The following is a 17569-nucleotide window of genomic DNA, read 5'->3' as shown; positions in this document are numbered from 1 at the left end:
GTCTTATTCATGCCTAAAAATAGGGTTTCAAGCATATTATTTTTGATTAAAATTCACGAATGAAAACGACCCTCGATGAATTACTTGCGTTTACCACCGTAGTGGATACCGGTTCCATTACCGCAGCCGCCGACCATTTGGACCAAACGGCCTCTGGTGTCAGCCGGGCCCTCAGCCGACTCGAAGAAAAGCTCGACGTCACCCTGCTCAGACGGACGACGCGCCGGCTTGAGTTGACGGAGGAAGGCGAGACGTTGCTGACTCAGGCGCGCAAGATCCTGGCGGCCGTTGAAGAAACCGAAGAGCAGATGGCCATACGGCGGCAACGCCCGGCGGGACGTTTGCGCGTGAATGCCGCCTCGCCCTTCATGCTGCATGCACTGGTCCCGCTTGTAGAAGGGTTTCACAAGCGTTATCCCGAAATCGAACTGGAGCTGCACAGCAGTGACCAAATCATCGACCTGATCGAACACCGTACGGACATCGCCATCCGGATTGGTACGTTGAAGGACTCAACTCTACATGCTCGACCGCTTGGCAGCAGCCGGTTACGGGTACTAGCCAGCCCCACTTACTTGAAAGCGAACGGCCAGCCTCATTCCGTTGACGAACTGGATCATCACCAGCTGCTCGGCTTTACCCAACCCGAAAGTCTAAATCAGTGGCCCCTGCGTCACCCACTGGGAGACAGCCTCTCTGTTAACCCTGCGCTCAAGGCTTCCAGCGGCGAGACGCTCCGTCATATGGCCTTGCAAGGCATAGGGATCGTTTGCCTGTCCGATTTCATGACGCAGCGCGACCGAGTCTCCGGTGAGCTGATAGAGCTGCTCTCCCGGGAAACGGTCGAGGTGCGACAACCTATTCATGCGGTTTATTATCGCAACACCGCCCTCGCCTCCCGCATCACATGCTTTCTGGATTACGTGACCATTGCGCTGGGCCAGGAGCCTTGGGCTCAGGTGGGCACACCGCCTTAGAAGGCTCTAACTCCAGCTGGCAAAGCAGCACCCATAACCAAGAACACTAATCGTGTTCTTCTGGTCCCATATGTTATAGAGCCAGGCACTTCCGCTATGCCCGACCTAGAACAGCGATTATCGGATCAACGGTGTGCTTGCAGCGGGCACAAACCGCCGAGGCAGTGCTAACGTCGCTGTAAGCCCGGATCGTACTCCAATCTCTAGTCCTGGCTTCGGTAGGCGGGAAGCGCTTCGATAGATCAAGCTGCTTGAATATCATTCTTTGCGGTAGTTGCTATCTAACATGACCGATAAATACAGGACTGCGGTAGACGCGGCTGCCATTTTCTCCGAAACCGATCCAGACGGGACTATTACCTACGTCAACGATCAGTTCTGTGCCGTGTCGGGTTACAGCAAAGAGGAGCTTCTAGGCTCCAACCATCGTATTCTGAACTCGGGCCAGCATCCGCAGGAGTTCTACGATAGCATCTGGGCCACCATCACCCGGGGTGAGATCTGGAAGGGAGAGATCTGCAATCGCCGCAAGGATGGCTCCCTGTATTGGGTAAACAGCACCATCGTGCCGATTACGGACGACGAAACCCAGGAAGTCGTCAAATACATCTCAATCCGCTTCGATGTGACCGAGCATCAGGAGCTGCTTCAAGCACTGCAGTGGCGGGCGTCCCATGACGTGTTGACTGGCCTGCCTAATCGGGCATTGCTGCATGAACGCCTGGGCATGGCTATTTCCTCAGCTCGCCGCCATCACCGCCTACTCGCGCTGGGCATGCTTGATCTGGATGGGTTCAAAATCATCAATGATACCTACGGGCATGCCATCGGGGATCGCCTGCTGGTAGAAGTGGCCAATCGATTGCACGAAACGCTCCGTGAGGAGGATACGTTGGCCCGAATGGGGGGCGACGAGTTTGTCCTGATCCTCAACGACATCCAACTGCAAACACTCCCCATCAGCCTGCGCCGCCTACTCGAGACGCTCTCTCAGCCCTATGAGATTGATGGACAGAGTCTGGAGATTGCCGGCAGCATCGGCGTTACTATCTACCCCAATGATAACGAGGATCCAGATACCCTTTTGCGCCATGCCGACCAGGCTATGTATCAGGCCAAGCAAGACGGACGAAACCGCTTTCAGATTTTTGACGTGCCAACCAACAACGAAGCGCGGGCAGCCTCCCTGATGCTGGCACGTCTGGAGCAGGCCCTGATGAGGCAGGAACTGCGCTTGTATTACCAACCTAAGGTCAACCTGCAGACCGGCAAGGTTATCGGATTCGAAGCCCTGCTACGCTGGCAGAGCCCCTATGAGGGATTGGTTCCTCCGCTTCAATTCCTGCCTTTCGTCGAACGCAATGACCTCATCGTGGAGATTGGTGAATGGGTCATCGATCAAGCCCTGCGTCAAATCAAGCAGTGGAGTCTCCTGGGTCATAGTTGGCCGGTGAGTGTCAATATCGCTGCCCGGCACTTTCAGAAACCCAACTTTGTCGAGCGCCTGCGGACGATACTGGACCGGCATCCGGAAGTTTCACCAAACCTGCTGGATATCGAGATCGTTGAGTCGACTGCCATCGAGAACATGGAGCATGTCACGCATTGCCTGATGGCCTGCCAAGCCATGGGTGTGACATTCTCACTGGATGACTTTGGGACGGGCTACTCCTCCCTGAGCTACCTCAAGCGCTTGCCCGCCCAGACCATTAAAATTGATCAATCGTTCGTGCGCGACATTTTGACTGACAAGGAAGACCTGGCTCTTTCCGAAGCCATTATCGGTCTGTCCAAAGCCTTTGACCGAGAGGTACTGGCCGAGGGCGTCGAAACGCGCTCTCAAGGCAAAATGCTGCTTGAGATAGGATGCCAGCTGGCCCAGGGATATGGCATCGCCCGGCCCATGCCTGCCGATCAGGTCTTGAAATGGGTCGAACATTATTCCCGATCGCCTTCCTGGGAAGGTGAGAGCCAACTAGATTTGAGTCCATAAACGGACCGTACGCTTTTACAGCAGCCAGCATATCGGAATGTGTTTCACCTCTATGACACCTTCAGGCACACGCAGTTGCGATATCGGCCTTATAGTTTTAAAAATCGAAATAATTCATTCACTGGCAGCCCAATTATTTCCTAATTCAAGCATTGCATAATGGACACATCAACCCACACGAGTCACCGCAATGACCATTATGAAAGCTGCCCTTGTCACCACCACGCTCCTTCTCGCTGCTCAAGGTGCCTACGCTGAAGAGTCATCCCTGATGCAGGACAAACTACTGACCAAGAATCAGCAAGCCATCCTAATGCAGAAGGAAAAAGCAGAAGCGTCCGCTACCGCATCCGTCAAGCAGGCTGACCCGCAGAAGAAAAACTGCTGAAGTCAGTACTGAGACCAGAAGGATACGTTGGAGTCAGCGACTGTACTCCAACGTGTCGTTAGCTGCAGGCGTCTAGGCCAAGGACGACAAGCGGATAACATAGGAATCCTTTTAAAGACTAGCTTTTTATTATTCGCTCTTAATACTGCAATCCCGCCCCTGTTTGACGTAATGCCTGCTCACGCCTTTATCTGGTTACCTTTTTGATGGGCACACACACAGAAATAATCGCTTCTTTACCTACCGACCGGTAGGTAGCTATTATGATGGCTTGAACAGCTAGTACTGCCACTATTAAAGGCTCCAGTTATGAATCGCTCTCCCGCTGCCGACCGCATTGTTTCAGCAGCCGTCACTCACTTTGCCCACCGCGGTTATGACGCCTCGTCTCTTGCCGACATCGCTGAAGCGGTCGGTATTCGTAAAGCCTCTCTGTACGCGCACTTCGATAACAAGGACGATCTGTATATGCAGATCTTTGCAGAGGCATTGCGCATGGAGCAGGACATAGCGCACCAGTGTTTTGTATCGGAAGAATCCAAAACCCTACCCGGACTCACCTATTGCACCAACCTGATCGCGCGCTACGATGAGTCCGATTACCTTAAGTTTCTGTTACGTGCAGGCTATATGCCGCCAGCCGTTTTGGCGGTACCTATCTACAGCGGCCATGAGACTTATCTCGCACAACTGCAGGAAGCTTTTACGGGTCGCCTGAGAGCCTGGACCGATACCCCAGACACCTTGGCAGATGAAGATGTCCAGCTCTATAGCCACGCGTATATCGGAATAGTCGACAGCCTTCAGGTCAAGCTGGTCTATACCGATACTGCCCATGCAGCCGTACGACTCACGGCACTGGAGCGCATGCTATCGAACGCCTTGGCAACTGCAATCAAGTCGGGGGCAGTGGCATGAGCCGGATACCAGCTACACGAGACGCCAACACGATTGGCCTGGCACTGGTTCTCCTGCTTGCGCTGGTCACTGCCCTGGATGCGATGGCTATCGACATGTATCTTCCTGGGATGCCCGCTATGGCAATGGATTCGCAGGTCTCAGAGGGTCGTATTCAACAAACACTTTCCATCTTCCTGGCAGGCCTGGCGGTTGGTCAGGGCGTTTATGGTCCGCTGCTCGACAGCTTTGGCCGACGTACCCCTTTACTGATCGGTGTCGGTATATTTGTTGCCGGCTCTGCCCTTGCCGCGCTGGCCCCTTCGATAGAGTGGCTCATGGCTGCACGTTTTCTGCAGGCCTTGGGCGCAGCGGCTGGTCTGGTGACGCCACGAGCCATCGTCGCCGACCTTTGCACCGTGAAGGAATCCGCACGCATTTTCTCACTGCTGATGCAGGTGATGATGATCGCTCCAATCACCGCGCCCCTCTTGGGTGGGTTCTTTCTTGAGCACGGTAGCTGGCGACTTATTTTCTGGTGCCTATGCAGCCTTGGTCTCGCCGGGTTTGTATGGAGCCTTGCGGTTCTGCCCGACTCTCAGCCCAAAGCCCAACGTGCGCCGCTGAATGTTGGCCGAATCATGTCTGCTTACGTTCGACAGATGCGCCGGCCCGTTTTCATGGTCTATACCTTAGCTGGAGGATTCATCCTCGGCTCGCTGTTTACGTACATCAGTGCATCAGCCTTTATCTTTACCCAACATTTCACCCTTTCCCCAATCCAGTTCAGCTATTTATTTGCCGCCAACTCAATAGCGCTGGTCGTAGGAGGCCTGATTAGCAACAGCCTGCTCAAACGTGGATGGAGCGCCCGAGCGATTGCACTGGCTGGTATGGGATTACATGCGCTGGCAGGAGCCGGGCTGTTTTTACTGGCTCAGGCAGGGCATGCAACGCTAGAGATCTATGGCAGCCTGCTCGCACTCGCAATCGGTGCGCTGGGTCTGGTATTTGGCAACCTTACCGCACTGACCATGGCCGATGCAGGTAAGCAAGCCGGCATTGCATCTGCACTGATGGGCGTCATGCACTATCTCATGTCTGCCGGTGTGGGTTATGTGGTGAGTTTTGCAGCCGCCGGCATAACTTCGCTTCCAGCAACCATAGGGGTCTGCGGTGCACTGGCGCTGGTTTTGTGCGCGTCTATACGCTCTGGTCATGCCATGGAAGAAGCCTCTTCGCACTGAAGTCGCATGGCAAGCAAAGGTCTTGTTATCCAAGCTTCACCTGACATCAGGCGAAGCAGCAATAGCGTTCCATCCAAAAGGACATCACTATGAACATTATGTATAAGCTAAGTGTTGCGGGTCTTGGTCTGGTCATGAGTGGCATTGCATTGGCGCAGCCACCTCGAGACCTGACAGCTGAAGAAGCCAACCGGACGTTGGTCCTTACATTTTACGATCAGTTCTTCAATCGTCATGAAACAGCCGAGGCCGCCACAGTGATTGCTGATAACTACCGGCAGCACAACCCTGAAGTACCGGATGGGAAGGCACCTTTTGTGGACTATTTCACAGGTTTCTTCAAGGACAATCCCAATTCAAAGGCCAAGGTTGTACGCAGCGCTACCGAAGGGGATCTGGTGTATCTGCACGTACATTCTACTAATGGGACGAATGATCGAGGCCAGGCGGTGGTAGATATATTCAAGGTCGAGAAAGGCAAGATCGTCGAGCATTGGGATGTCATTCAGGATGTCCCTGAGCAGGCTGCCAACGAAAACACCATGTTCTAGCGACCGTTAATAGCCGTTGATGAAAGAATCAACGGCCTGCTTGATGAAAAGGGCACACCCGTGCCCTTTTCTACATCGCTGGCTCAGGAAAGATCAGGCTCGAACAGCTTGCGCTTCATGTAGACCTTTACCCAGAACGCCGCAACAAGGCTGACCACTAGCAGAATACCGCCGGTAATCTTGTAGACCTGCTCGGTTATCTCTGGCGAAGGTGAGTTATGGAGCGCGACATAGCCCATCCCCAGAATGCCCAGCAATTGAGGCAATGGGTAAAACGGTGTCTTGTAGGGGCGAGCGTGCTCAGGCATGCGCCAGCGAAGAACGATCACATTGATATGAGCTACCATGTAAGCCAGCAACCAACTGGTAGAGGCAGCAATGACCAGAGTGATGAGCGATTCAATGCTGCCGAGCAATACTGGCAGGGAAACAATTGCAGAGAGAAAAAGAATCGCCACCCATGGCGTTCCAAAGCGCTTGCTCACACACTTGAACTGTGGAAAAACCTGGCCGTTCTCAGCCATCCCCTGCAGCATACGTGCAACCGCGGCAAGAACCGTGTTGATGGTACTGCACGTTGCGGCACAAGCCATGACTGTCGCAATCAGCAGACCTGCCTTGCCAAACACCGCATTCGCATAGTCAAGATAAGGCAGCGGTGAAGTAGTCAATGTCTCGACGCCGAGATAGTAGGACGCACCGACGGCAAAGGTCAGAAAGATCGCCAGCATTACCAGCAGCGACAGGAACATTGCACGAGGAATATTGCGTTCAGGTCGATGGACTTCTGCAATCATGGGACAGATGAATTCGACGCCTACCATCAACCACATGGCCAGCGCGACTAATCCCAGAAAGCTTCCATCCCGGATAGAGACAAAGCTCCAATCCACTCCGGTTTCCGTAATATCCGGGTGCGGTGCCACAAAACCCGTTACGGCAGACAAGCCAATCAGGACTAGGGCGCCTACCAAAATAAAGGCCAGCATGTTCTGCACCCGAGCAAACACATCGGCCCCCACCAGATTGGTAATCGTCAGAATGATCAGAATGGCGATAGGCACTACCTTGGGCGGAAACAGGCCAGGCAGCAATTGACCGACAATAGCATCTACCAGAAACATCTCCACAGGCAGTGCTAGCATTGCGACCACGACATAACCAGCAAATACCGCCACGATAGCGGGAAAATGACCAATCGCCTTTTGCGTGTACGTAGCCAACGTCCCGGCCTGAGGATACATCAGGGACAATTCGGAGAACGTCATGGCATTGAATAGCGCAAGCGTAAATGCCATGATCATGGCGGCAATGAACCCCATTCCGCCCAAGCCAATCCCCTGCGTCGCTGAAATCATCGACCCCTGCACGATGACCACACCGACGCAGATCGACATCATGGTGAGAAAGCCCAGCTTTTTCCTTATGGGTACTGTTGTTCCGGTAGAAACATTGGCGTTCGCAAGCACTGAAGCACTTTTCGAATTCATAGTGTCACCCTCTCCGCATCATGGCGTTGAGCATTAACTGCTGCGCTGCAGGACGATGTGCCTACAGATGCCTGCTACTGTGAGGCGCAGCCGCCAGGATTACTTGTCTCTGGATGCCGCCCTTTTTGCATGAGGGTGTCAGCTTGATCGTACAGCCGTTGACACGGCCATGAGCCATTACTACGCCTTCAGCGAATCGATGGTGAGCGCGCACGGGCAGCAATCTGAAAATGGCCTGGGAGATAGAAGATGCCAAACAATCGACCTGCCTGTTACAGACTGGTCATGCGAGTCTTGCGGCTATTGTCATGTCGAAACCTGATTTTGGAACGTCATGGTCACTCACGGTCAGCACAAGTGCTATTGAAACATTTGCATTAAGGCCTAGAGCTAATTCTTTAAACCAGTAAACCGCATCGTTTCCACCCTTTAGAGCGATAGCCTGATCCTGGCTACAGGCAGAGAATCAGAATTCAGTTCGTCCCGGTCAACTGTCATGGAAAGGATGGAGCGCGCTATGTTTGGCCATAAACCACTTGTTGTCACTGCCCTATTGTCAGTCAGTTTTAGTGCTTTAGCGGAAATGAATACCGCAGAACTTACTCAGGAAGGGGATCGTATCTCTGCATCAATTGAACAAACAGCGACCAATAGCCATGCTATTGTTTATCAGCAAGGCAATGAGGGTGTTGTTAATCTTCAACAGTTACAGGGCGACGGTAACCAAGCGGTAGTGACACAAAGGAAAGAAAGTAACCAAACCGATCTAGTTCAGAGTGGTAGTAACAACAAGGCTGATATACAGCAAACCACTTATTACAACAGCGTAACTGCATCGCAGGTCGGTTCTAACAACGAACTTCTCATATCATCAGGTGAGTATCTTTCTAGCTCAACCATACGCACCAATGCTCAAGGTAACGACAACAGTATCACCATCAAGCAAAGTTCAGATGGTAACAGCCTTGACTATGATGTGGTTGGAGATGCCAATACTGTTCACATTGACCAAGCCACTATGTATGAGACCATTGCCGGTACCACAGTAGGCAATAATAATACCGTAGAGATACAGCAGAGTGGACAATACACCGGTTCGATCAGGCTGGATCAAGAGGGCAGCTTCAATAGCGCCTTTATAGATCAGGCCTCATACGAAGGCGCCAGCCACACCGTTATGTCACAAACCGGGACGTTTAATAATGCCTACGTGGAGCAGTTACGGCACTATGCGGGCAGTAACACGACGCTGACCCAGACAGGAACCGGCAATAGTGCACGCGTCATTCAATAAGCTATTCGTCCAAGCGGACGCTCAAGTTACTACCACTGGGCATGGCCATAAGCAAAACGGCCATGCTCATATTCATTCAATTAATACTCCCCTATCTGTGTCAGCAATTACCGATGCAGGGCGAGAAGTTCGTCCCACGCTGAAAACCCTGTCTATCACGGGATACACCGAAAGCGCAGCTATTGGTAACGGTCACCTTGATCCTGGCATGCAGATACTGACCAAACCTTTTGCAATCGACATGCTCTTGCTGCCCGGGTAGGCAAATTGATGAACGCCTGACGTTTGCAGGTATCGATAGCGCACCGTTCAATCGTGCTAGACCCATCTCTCCAGGTTCCCTCCGCATGAGGCAGGCGAACCCTTTGCTCTACCAAAGCCGCTTTGAATAGCCGTCAGGTCTCAAGAGGAGCGCTCCAGGGATGATCTGTGTGGCAGCAGGCCTACACGCCAGGAAATTTGATGACCATTACATTGAACGAGCATGCTGCGCTCACGATACGCTTCGCGGGAGGAAAGGGTTTCCGCCTCTTCCTCTGTGATGCCATCCAGACGGTTGCGGCTGATCACACGATAACTCTCATCTCCACACAGTAGCGCCGCTTCCGAATGGCAGGACGACCAATGGCCTAACAAGCCGTTGCACTCCACGGCGTATCCAGCTGTTCCGTCCTGCAGATAAGCCGTCTGGGAAGTGGCACAGCCTGACAACAGGATCAGTCCGAACAGTAAGGCGCCCATGCTGGCGTTATGAAAGAGAGATGAGAGAGTCATGGCTGAGTGCTCAGGTGGGTATGAGCACTATGGTAGGAGGCAACCTGACACTCAAAAAATTGTTTGCCGAGATACCTTCTATTACGTTGAAAGATAGTTATCTCTCAAGTCCGGCCCCTGCGTCAGTCACCTCATTCAATCTGGCACCTGCTGAAGGAGCTGCTCAGAATAAACCGCAACAGCGCTCTCATTAAGCTAGCTGCTTACAGGACGAGCAAACGTCGAAGCGGCCTGTCCACACATTGTTATAACGGCTATAAAGACGATATTTACTGGGCGCCCTGATTGAATGGAAGCGATATATAGTGTCGGCCCAGCTCCGTCAGCGTGCCGTCATTGGCCAGGAGACTCGAGTGATGCACATCATTATCGACTCGACCGGAAAACCAGGCATAACGAAATACATCGGAACGGGATTCTAGCAGGGCGACCATTTCGGTCATCTGCTGCTTCTGTTTTTCTACGGAGTCGATCTGCGCTCCGTCAGGCAAGGAATGCCAATTCGCAAATTCAGTAACCCAGAACGGCCGACCATAGCGGGCAAGGCGATCAAGCATTCCAGACAGCCCATAGTCGTACCAATGAAATGCCAGATAATCGATTTGCGGATCTCGACCTGCGTGGGCCGAACTGTATGCAGCAAAAAAAGCGTCGAGCCACGCAACCGGGTCTGAATAGCCTGAAAGAGTGCCCCAATTCATTGCTGGACCCACCAGCTTGACGCCCGTGTTGCGGGAGATGGCCTCGAGGCGAGGCCACAGGGCGGCTGCTGCCTGGGGCGTCAAATTAGCTTGATCCAGTAGATTGGGTTCGTTGATCACAAGCAGATAACGTATAGCGGGATGAGCTGTCAGATACATCTGCAACTCTCCATCATTAAAGTTCTCATTCCATACCATGGGAATGAAATCCATTTTATATACGTCCGCATAGTTATAAGCACTTACGGCATCACTAGGACGGGGACTCCAGTTGTACCACCAACTTATGCCCGAAGATAACGCACTCATATCCTTTCCAGAGGTTAGATCATATGCAATGCCCCGTTTAGGACTTTTACTAGATGGGTCCGCTTGAATCAATGGTGAACCTACAAGCGTAACGAGTATGCCCAGCGTTACTGCTAGTCGCCGTATAAAAGATCTCATCCCCTCTCCTTGTAAAAATGCCTCAGAAGTGCCGTTTCAGACAATATCTATGGAGCGTAGGCGACTATAATTCTCTGTCAACCTGACGCTTAACTGGTCAATTTCAGCAGATTACGGTGAGACTTTTATAGTCTAGTCACCTTACTTATTAAAATAGGTCCAAGTCTCGCTATAGCATAACCAAGTTTAATCATTACAACGACATACCCGTATAAATAGTTGACTAAAGCCGCCATTCTATTAAATCAAGAATATATCAAGCAGTAGCCTTTATATATTTTATACCGCTTGAATATACGCTCTTAAAAGATATGCTCTTAAACATCGATATACATGATCCTAAGCGAATACCGAGTCTATTCGTTGTATCCAGTACCGATGGGCAGGTATCTTGGTCTTAGATGACTTATGCTTGCTTACTGCATCATGAAAGAGCAGATACGGTTTCATCATAAAGCTACTGTTCTGTCATACTCGGTTGAAACGCTTTAAAGCGGTTGAGTCAGTCTGATGCAGTCATACCCGCGGCTGTCCCTCAGTCAGGGCGTTGATTTCCAGCCATGCCGAGTGCCTCTGCTCTTTCGCTAGCCTATAGCCTGGCGCAACTGGAAACGTACTGCTGGTCAGGCGGTCCCATCATCACATTTGACGACCGCACTTTATTAGCTCCGGCCAAGGAAACTGTCATGAGTGATACCACTTACGTCCCACCCAAGATCTGGAAACCTACCACTGCCTCAGGTGGTACCTTTGCCAATATCAATCGCCCCGTAGCCGGGCCAACACATGAAAAGGCTCTTCCAGTTGGTAAGCACCCCCTGCAGTTGTATTCGCTGGCTACGCCAAACGGCGTAAAAGTTACCATCATGCTGGAGGAATTGCTTGCCTTGGGCCATACCGGCGCCGAATACGATGCCTGGCTGATCAAGATTGGCGAGGGCGACCAGTTCTCCAGCGGCTTTGTCGAGGTCAACCCTAATTCAAAAATCCCTGCTCTCGCCGATCACGGCGGTGACGCGCCTGTTCGAGTATTCGAATCGGGCTCCATTCTTGTGTATCTGGCCGAAAAGTTCGGTGCCTTTCTACCAACCGACACACTGGCACGTACCGAAACCCTAAACTGGCTGTTCTGGCAAATGGGTTCGGCCCCTTTCGTAGGCGGCGGCTTTGGGCATTTTTATGCCTATGCTCCAGAAAAGCTCGAATACCCCATCAACCGTTATGCCATGGAAACCAAGCGCCAGCTCGACGTGCTGGATCGGCAGCTGGCCGAACGTCGTTATATTGCAGGCGATGAGTACACCATTGCCGACATGGCCATTTGGCCCTGGTACGGCGTTCTTGTACAGGGTGGTCTATACAATGCCGCCGAGTTTCTCTCGGTGCAGGACTACACTCATGTGCAGCGCTGGGCAGCTGACATTGCCAAACGCCCCGCCGTGATTCGCGGACGTAAGGTCAACCGCACATGGGGTGAAGAGACCGACCAAGTACCCGAGCGGCACGACGCGTCGGATCTGGACTGATCTTCAGCAGCGTCGGCCATCAGATGGCCGACGCGACACGCGAGCAAACGGCTCTGCTTTCAGTCACCGTCCTGCTTGTTTTGCCTTAAACACCGCTCGCCGAAATGTTGCACAGTTAAGCCCAACACATTATCAAGTGCTTCTGCTAGAGCTGCATCCCTACCGCCAGTCGGTTGAACGCATTCATCAGCGAAATGGCAAAAGTTAGATCGGAAATTTGCGCATCGCTAAAATGTTCTTTCAGCGGCTGGTATACAGCATCGGGTGCCCCCTGGCTGGAGACATGGGTAAGGATCTCCGCCCAGGCAAGGGCGGCCTTTTCCCGCGCATCAAAGTGCTCGCTGATACGCCACCCGGCCAGGCAATCAAGCTTGGCCTGAGCCATGCCTGCTTCACGTAGCGCTTTGGCATGTTTACCTAGGCAATAGGCGCAGCCGTTAATCTGTGAAACACGTAAATAGACAAGCTCCACCAGCGAAATGCCAAGTGAACCCTTGACCAGGGCATTATTGGTAGTCAGTAAACCTTCATAGGCGGCTGGCGATAAGGTAGCGAAAGGAAGACGCATCTGGCTCATGAAACTCTCCTGCCATGAACTATAGATCGAGTTAATTTTCAATTGGCGATGACGCTAACGTGTGAAACAAAGGCTCCCGAGCTAGCTGCTAGCGCGCGCTGGTCAAGGCTTCACGTGCAGTGTCAGCACGCGATGCCAGCCCCTCGAGATAGTAAAGTGCACATCGAATAAGGCAATGGTATTCAGGACGTGACGCAGATAAGAACTCAGAAAATCTGGCTGACGCGCCCGGGAGCCTTGATGAAAGCCTCTAGAGCGGACCCATCCTCCCCCTATGTCAGCTACATCGCCGCCCCAGGACAGGCCTGCCCAGACTCTTTGACCAACCCGCCTATCGTAAGCGTAATGCTATCGAGCAGCTCTTTAACTGGCTTAAGAAGCATTGTCGAACAGTCACCCGTTTCGAGAAGCTCACCAGCAGCTTCTAGGCCATGATTTCTCTGGCTTGCTTACGGATTGCTTGAAAAAATCTTTTTTAGACAGAGGCCTACAAGCCACACAGTTTGCTCACACCTGAATTCGAGGCTCCAAATACCTGGATAACAGCGGTGACAGCGTCAAACAGCTATTCATCAGTCGTTTTTTACCTTTGAGAACCCAGGAGTAGATTTAAAGCACGCCTGGAATAATGTGACATATATCACATTAGATATTGATTACATCGGGCTTATCCATTTTCGTTCAATCAGCCTCCTGGTTAGTTGCGCCTTTCTTGGCTGTATCTAACTGGCTTCGCAAGGTCAGACTGCTATGCCACTTTTACGACCCAGGCCCTTAGACACAACAGGCAAGCCCTCGGATATAAAAATTATGAAAACTCCTCAACTTCACCCTGTTGAAAAGGAGCGCCTAGAGGCGCTTCATTCACTTGGCCTGCTCGATAGTCAAAAGGATGAGCGTTTTGAGCGGTTTGTTCGGCTTGCCAAGACCTTGTGCGATGTACCTATCGCAGCGGTGTCGCTGGTAGATGTAAATCGGCAGTGGTTCTTAGGGTGCGCTGGACTTGGAGTCAGTGAAACGTCTCGCGAAATTTCGTTTTGTGGCCACGCAATTTTAGAGAAGTCAGTTCTTTATATCCCTGATACCAAAGCCGACTTGCGTTTCGCCGATAATCCCTTGGTCACTGGAGACCCCTACATTCGGTTTTATGCAGGTTGTCCCTTGTATATGCCAGGTTATCTACCTATCGGCACGCTCTGCATTATTGATACTCATGCCAGAACATTAAAACACGACCAAATGATGCGCTTACGGGATCTGGCTAACTGTCTCCAGCGTGAAATTATAATGCACAAGCTCATACAAGACATTAGTCTACTAACCAATAGTCCGGCGTTGGCTGCATTGAGCGAGCCTGCTTACAACTTGAATGAGGAGAGATATTAGCTGCGCGTTCGACCAGCGCCAGTAGAACTGTTGCGCCCTGGCCGTGTCATTGGCCAGCTGCACAGCTTGGGCTGCGGGAAGGCTCAGGGCGCAACAGTTACTTTGCCAGATCCTAAGCAGACCGGCATGTACGGCCCGCCAGAGCACCGTTACTCGAAAGAGGCCATTTTGAACCTGCCCTACTCCATCGATGACACGCGCGTGCTGATCCAGTACGCCCTGCACAGACTGAAGCACATCTATCAGGATGGGCTATGCCTACGCCAAGTTTGAAATCCTCCTGATAGGCCTTAAGCAACGTGACGAATATTCCATGGGGCTATTCCAGCCCGAGCAGTCAGCAGGTGCCGACCGGCTCGGAGCGAGTTACGGCTGATCCATCCGGACTGAGCTATGCGGCACTAGCTGATAAGCTAGAACTACACCACACGGCTGGATCAATCATGGACGGTGCGCAGCTAGGTGATGTTTATACATAGGTGATCACTTTGAATCGAGCCGCAGAGAAACCGAGAGGGCTTCAGATCAGCCCTCCTGCGGAACGGTCCAAAAAATCTGGACGTTCCCATCATCACGAAAAGCCAAGGTTACGTTATCGGTTTCCTCAAGCTCCGCCATGATCTGCTCCCATACCTCATCCGGATCGCTTTCGAGCCGCTCAAGCAGGGCTGTTTTTGCGTGCTGTGCGGCTGGACTGTTGATAACCCGCTGAAGACGCATAGCAAGTAAGTCATAGGGTTTAGGGGTAGGTGGAGAGGACGTGGTTTTCTTAGCCATACGCATAGCTCAACACTGTATGCATTTACAGTATTATATCTGTGTTGTGGAGATCAAGCCGTTTCATGAACCAGCTCCCGAGCGTATGTAGTTACGCGACCGATGCTCATCCTGTATGTGGCTGTCCTCTCACAGGACGTTCGGCCCTCCAGGAAGTTATTAACTTAAGGAGTGATTACACACTTTCGGGTGTACTGATATGCGGCGCAAGCGCATTTCGCCCCATCGGCAGTGGCTCCGGTGCAGCAAGAGCCGCCTTTACCAATTCATGCACAGCATCCTGCGCCATGACGCCGAGCGGATGCGACAATACCGCCTGGACGAGACCATCCTTCAAGGCAGCCTGGGTAAGAGGCGTCAGATCATGACAGACCACTACGGGTAAGCGTCCTTGCCGCTCGCGTACCTCCCTGAGCGCACGCAGTACCCCTTCTATCCCTCCTCCCGCCACGTACAGCCCTGCCAGATCAGGCTGGCCTCTTAATAAATCCAAGGTGTTCTCATAAGCGAACATTTCATCTTCCAGCGTAAGCCTGGGCACCAGAAGCTCCCACTCCCCGGCCCGCTCGCTCAAATAACTTCGAAAGCTCATTTCACACAGCTCCTGACACTGGAAGCGCTGAGTGCCGATCAATAGCGCCACCGCCCCTGGCTGGCGAGCCAGCTGGGTAATGAACCAGCCGGCTGTACGTCCCGCCCGGCGGCTATCAAGCCCTACATAACCTGCACCCGCAGAGGCTGCCAGATCAGACACTAGTGCGATTACAGGCATACCGTCTGCGCGCAAGGAGGCCACCGCTTCGCATACTTCGCGGTGATCGGCTGCAACGACACCTAGTGCATCTACCTGACCACGCAACGCTAGAATCCGCTGCGCCGTGGTAGAAGGGTCGAAGTCATCCAGATAGGTAATCACAACCCTTACCTGTGCCTTAAGCGTGGTGGCGGCTGCCTCGGCTAGCGCTTCGGCTAACCTTTGGTAAAACGCCACGCCCTGCTTCATGAGCAGAAAGCCCAGCCGCACGATGGGCCGCTGCCCTGCCAGATGTTGCTCGATAATGCCCCGTGCATGAAAACCCAGTTGAGATGCGGCATCGGCGATACGCCGCGCTGTGTCTGCACGCACTCTGGCTCTCAGATTGATGACCCGGTCCACTGTTGACAGGCTGACCCCTGCCAGACGGGCTACATCTTCCATAGTAGGGCGACGCGACGAGACACTAGAAGGCTCTGACATGCGTGGATTACCTAAGCCGCTTGTTTGACAGGTTTTGATAGGTTCCGTCGCGACTATAGCACCTGCTACTAGCAAAGAGGCCCTGCGCTGCAGGCTACTCTATTACAAATGGATTGGCTTACACGCTGTTTGTAGCATAGCTCTCTTAAGACTTATGCGTTCTCTTTTCGATAGTTAAGTCCACCAGAAAGACTTCAATGCCTTCCTAAATGGCATGCGTGCGTTTCTGCCAGGAAATGAAAGTCTACTCTATTTGTTTGAAAGGTTTTGACAGATAACGCCATCCCTTCTCTAGCTTTACTTTTCTAGGCCTTCTAGCCTTTCGATCACGTGCTACAGCCCCGTCATAACAACAAGCCTCGGAGCGCAACATGGCCATAAAAATATCCACTGCCCCTTGCTGTTGGGGAGTTGATGACGTCAACAATCCTTTTCTTCCCCCTTGGCAGCATGTACTGCACGAAGCCTCGCAGGCCGGTTACCGCGGGATTGAACTAGGTCCTTATGGATATCTTCCGCTAGACGTTCACACAGTTGGTGATGTTCTGACCGCACATGATCTGCATGTGGTTGCCGGAACTATCTTCGATAACCTTGTTGACCCTCGAAACCTGTCAAATCTTCTAGAGCAGACGCACACTATTTGCTCCTTACTTACGCACCTACCCGTTATCGAGCAGGAGCCCGGCCAACGTTTCCGTATGCCCTATCTGGTTGTAATCGACTGGGGACATGAAGAACGCGACTATAACGCTGGCCATTCTGACCAAGCTCCGCGTCTTCCCCAGCAGGACTGGCAGCACATGATGAGTCACATCCGTACCATAGCCGACCTCAGCTGGAAGGAATATGGCGTGCGAACGGTGATTCACCCGCACGCCGGTGGCTATATCGAGTTCGCCGATGAGTTGGCGCAGCTGGTAGAAGATATTCCCGACGATGTTGCGGGTTTGTGCCTGGATACAGGCCATTTGTATTACGCCGGCATGGATCCGATAGCGACGCTCCGCCAGTACGGAAGTCGCCTTGACTACCTGCATTTCAAAGATATCGATCAGGCGATATTCGATCAGGTCATGGATGAACGCATTAGCTTCTTTGATGCCTGTGCCAAAGGCGTCATGTGCCCAATTGGACGCGGCGTCATCAACTACCCTGCCCTATACGAACTCATTCAAACACTGGGTTATCAGGGCTACATCACCGTCGAACAGGAGCGCGATCCGCGCAACGCCAAGGGCACCTTGCACGATGTTGCGGCCAGCCGCAGCTACCTCTCTACGATCGGTTTCTAACCCACTCTGCTA

The 17569-nt window shown here is 52.4% G+C and carries 17 protein-coding genes and 2 pseudogenes; 13 read left to right on the top strand and 6 right to left on the bottom strand.

Annotated elements, in window-relative coordinates; all coding sequences use genetic code 11:
- The first annotated feature begins 59 nt into the window (after positions 1-59).
- From PLU01S_RS15395 to PLU01S_RS15370, 6 genes are all read left to right on the top strand, one after another.
- Positions 60-977 (top strand): LysR substrate-binding domain-containing protein, encoded by a 918-nt coding sequence (locus PLU01S_RS15395; protein ID WP_074828469.1) that lies wholly within the window; start codon positions 60-62, stop codon positions 975-977.
- Between the two features lie 286 nt (positions 978-1263).
- A complete protein-coding gene (locus PLU01S_RS15390) occupies positions 1264-2970 on the top strand; it encodes a putative bifunctional diguanylate cyclase/phosphodiesterase (protein ID WP_074828472.1) in 1707 nt (568 codons plus the stop codon).
- Between the two features lie 190 nt (positions 2971-3160).
- Positions 3161-3358 carry a hypothetical protein gene (locus PLU01S_RS15385; protein WP_074828475.1) on the top strand — a complete coding sequence of 66 codons (198 nt, stop codon included), beginning with the start codon at positions 3161-3163 and terminating at the stop codon, positions 3356-3358.
- A gap of 309 nt (positions 3359-3667) precedes the next feature.
- The gene (locus PLU01S_RS15380; protein ID WP_074828476.1) at positions 3668-4276 is read left to right on the top strand and encodes a TetR/AcrR family transcriptional regulator; all 609 of its coding nucleotides are present in this window, start codon (positions 3668-3670) and stop codon (positions 4274-4276) included.
- Positions 4273-5502, top strand: coding sequence for a multidrug effflux MFS transporter (locus PLU01S_RS15375; protein ID WP_074828479.1), 1230 nt, complete (start codon positions 4273-4275; stop codon positions 5500-5502). Before PLU01S_RS15380 ends, PLU01S_RS15375 begins: the two co-directional genes overlap by 4 nt.
- An 89-nt stretch (positions 5503-5591) precedes the next feature.
- Positions 5592-6053 carry a nuclear transport factor 2 family protein gene (locus tag PLU01S_RS15370; protein WP_074828481.1) on the top strand — a complete coding sequence of 154 codons (462 nt, stop codon included), beginning with the start codon at positions 5592-5594 and terminating at the stop codon, positions 6051-6053.
- Positions 6054-6136: 83 nt separating this feature from the next.
- Here the strand turns inward: PLU01S_RS15370 and PLU01S_RS15365 are convergent, their stop codons facing one another.
- Positions 6137-7543: an APC family permease gene (locus PLU01S_RS15365; RefSeq protein ID WP_010798877.1), complete on the bottom strand. Its 1407-nt coding sequence runs from the start codon at positions 7541-7543 to the stop codon at positions 6137-6139.
- A gap of 517 nt (positions 7544-8060) precedes the next feature.
- Between PLU01S_RS15365 and PLU01S_RS15360 the strand changes: the two genes are divergently transcribed.
- Both PLU01S_RS15360 and PLU01S_RS26750 read left to right on the top strand, forming a co-directional pair.
- On the top strand, positions 8061-8837 hold the full coding sequence (locus tag PLU01S_RS15360) for a hypothetical protein (RefSeq protein ID WP_074828484.1): 777 nt from the start codon (positions 8061-8063) through the stop codon (positions 8835-8837).
- 106 nt (positions 8838-8943) lie between these two features.
- Positions 8944-9099: pseudogene (locus PLU01S_RS26750) on the top strand (response regulator); the annotation flags it as partial.
- Between the two features lie 140 nt (positions 9100-9239).
- On the opposite strand, the gene PLU01S_RS15350 reads toward PLU01S_RS26750, so the two are convergent.
- Entirely contained in the window at positions 9240-9611 is a 372-nt protein-coding gene (locus PLU01S_RS15350; protein ID WP_074828489.1) for a hypothetical protein, read from the bottom strand.
- Positions 9612-9880: 269 nt separating this feature from the next.
- Positions 9881-10759, bottom strand: coding sequence for a glycoside hydrolase family protein (locus PLU01S_RS15345; RefSeq protein WP_074828490.1), 879 nt, complete (start codon positions 10757-10759; stop codon positions 9881-9883).
- A 686-nt stretch (positions 10760-11445) separates the two neighbouring features.
- Here PLU01S_RS15345 and yghU point away from each other — a divergent pair.
- Entirely contained in the window at positions 11446-12285 is an 840-nt protein-coding gene (yghU, locus tag PLU01S_RS15340; protein ID WP_074828583.1) for a glutathione-dependent disulfide-bond oxidoreductase, read from the top strand.
- Between the two features lie 145 nt (positions 12286-12430).
- Here the strand turns inward: yghU and PLU01S_RS15335 are convergent, their stop codons facing one another.
- Complete coding sequence (locus PLU01S_RS15335) at positions 12431-12862, bottom strand: carboxymuconolactone decarboxylase family protein (protein WP_010798870.1); 432 nt, start codon at positions 12860-12862, stop codon at positions 12431-12433.
- Between the two features lie 260 nt (positions 12863-13122).
- Between PLU01S_RS15335 and PLU01S_RS15330 the strand changes: the two are divergent.
- The 3 genes and pseudogenes from PLU01S_RS15330 to PLU01S_RS25955 all read left to right on the top strand — a co-directional run.
- Positions 13123-13287 (top strand): annotated as a pseudogene (locus tag PLU01S_RS15330) (IS5/IS1182 family transposase); the annotation flags it as partial.
- A gap of 385 nt (positions 13288-13672) precedes the next feature.
- Positions 13673-14248, top strand: coding sequence for a GAF domain-containing protein (locus tag PLU01S_RS15325; protein ID WP_233432216.1), 576 nt, complete (start codon positions 13673-13675; stop codon positions 14246-14248).
- A gap of 30 nt (positions 14249-14278) precedes the next feature.
- The gene (locus PLU01S_RS25955; protein ID WP_174588321.1) at positions 14279-14521 is read left to right on the top strand and encodes a hypothetical protein; all 243 of its coding nucleotides are present in this window, start codon (positions 14279-14281) and stop codon (positions 14519-14521) included.
- A 252-nt stretch (positions 14522-14773) separates the two neighbouring features.
- On the opposite strand, the gene PLU01S_RS15320 is transcribed toward PLU01S_RS25955, so the two are convergent.
- A complete protein-coding gene (locus tag PLU01S_RS15320) occupies positions 14774-15025 on the bottom strand; it encodes a DUF1654 domain-containing protein (RefSeq protein WP_074828496.1) in 252 nt (83 codons plus the stop codon).
- A 175-nt stretch (positions 15026-15200) separates the two neighbouring features.
- Positions 15201-16262 (bottom strand): LacI family DNA-binding transcriptional regulator, encoded by a 1062-nt coding sequence (locus tag PLU01S_RS15315; RefSeq protein WP_233432217.1) that lies wholly within the window; start codon positions 16260-16262, stop codon positions 15201-15203.
- 371 nt (positions 16263-16633) lie between these two features.
- On the opposite strand from PLU01S_RS15315, the gene PLU01S_RS15310 reads away from it, so the two are divergent.
- On the top strand, positions 16634-17557 hold the full coding sequence (locus PLU01S_RS15310; protein ID WP_074828502.1) for a TIM barrel protein: 924 nt from the start codon (positions 16634-16636) through the stop codon (positions 17555-17557).
- Positions 17558-17569 lie beyond the last annotated feature (12 nt).

This window comes from Pseudomonas luteola NBRC 103146, assembly GCF_002091675.1.
Taxonomy (GTDB): Bacteria; Pseudomonadota; Gammaproteobacteria; order Pseudomonadales; family Pseudomonadaceae; genus Chryseomonas; species Chryseomonas luteola.
The sequence above is the reverse complement of the archived record's forward strand: the minus strand, read 5'-3'. Positions and strand labels throughout refer to the sequence as shown.

Coding starts and splice junctions, on each gene's coding strand:
- PLU01S_RS15360 (WP_074828484.1), top strand. CDS start 8,061: ATGTTTGGCCATAAACCACTTGTTGTCACTGCCCTATTGTCAGTCAGT.
- PLU01S_RS15375 (WP_074828479.1), top strand. CDS start 4,273: ATGAGCCGGATACCAGCTACACGAGACGCCAACACGATTGGCCTGGCA.
- PLU01S_RS15395 (WP_074828469.1), top strand. CDS start 60: ATGAAAACGACCCTCGATGAATTACTTGCGTTTACCACCGTAGTGGAT.
- PLU01S_RS15380 (WP_074828476.1), top strand. CDS start 3,668: ATGAATCGCTCTCCCGCTGCCGACCGCATTGTTTCAGCAGCCGTCACT.
- PLU01S_RS15325 (WP_233432216.1), top strand. CDS start 13,673: ATGAAAACTCCTCAACTTCACCCTGTTGAAAAGGAGCGCCTAGAGGCG.
- PLU01S_RS15390 (WP_074828472.1), top strand. CDS start 1,264: ATGACCGATAAATACAGGACTGCGGTAGACGCGGCTGCCATTTTCTCC.
- PLU01S_RS15310 (WP_074828502.1), top strand. CDS start 16,634: ATGGCCATAAAAATATCCACTGCCCCTTGCTGTTGGGGAGTTGATGAC.
- PLU01S_RS15365 (WP_010798877.1), bottom strand. CDS start 7,543: ATGAATTCGAAAAGTGCTTCAGTGCTTGCGAACGCCAATGTTTCTACC.
- PLU01S_RS15345 (WP_074828490.1), bottom strand. CDS start 10,759: ATGAGATCTTTTATACGGCGACTAGCAGTAACGCTGGGCATACTCGTT.
- PLU01S_RS15320 (WP_074828496.1), bottom strand. CDS start 15,025: ATGGCTAAGAAAACCACGTCCTCTCCACCTACCCCTAAACCCTATGAC.
- PLU01S_RS15370 (WP_074828481.1), top strand. CDS start 5,592: ATGAACATTATGTATAAGCTAAGTGTTGCGGGTCTTGGTCTGGTCATG.
- PLU01S_RS15350 (WP_074828489.1), bottom strand. CDS start 9,611: ATGACTCTCTCATCTCTCTTTCATAACGCCAGCATGGGCGCCTTACTG.
- PLU01S_RS15335 (WP_010798870.1), bottom strand. CDS start 12,862: ATGAGCCAGATGCGTCTTCCTTTCGCTACCTTATCGCCAGCCGCCTAT.
- PLU01S_RS15385 (WP_074828475.1), top strand. CDS start 3,161: ATGACCATTATGAAAGCTGCCCTTGTCACCACCACGCTCCTTCTCGCT.
- PLU01S_RS15315 (WP_233432217.1), bottom strand. CDS start 16,262: ATGTCAGAGCCTTCTAGTGTCTCGTCGCGTCGCCCTACTATGGAAGAT.
- yghU (WP_074828583.1), top strand. CDS start 11,446: ATGAGTGATACCACTTACGTCCCACCCAAGATCTGGAAACCTACCACT.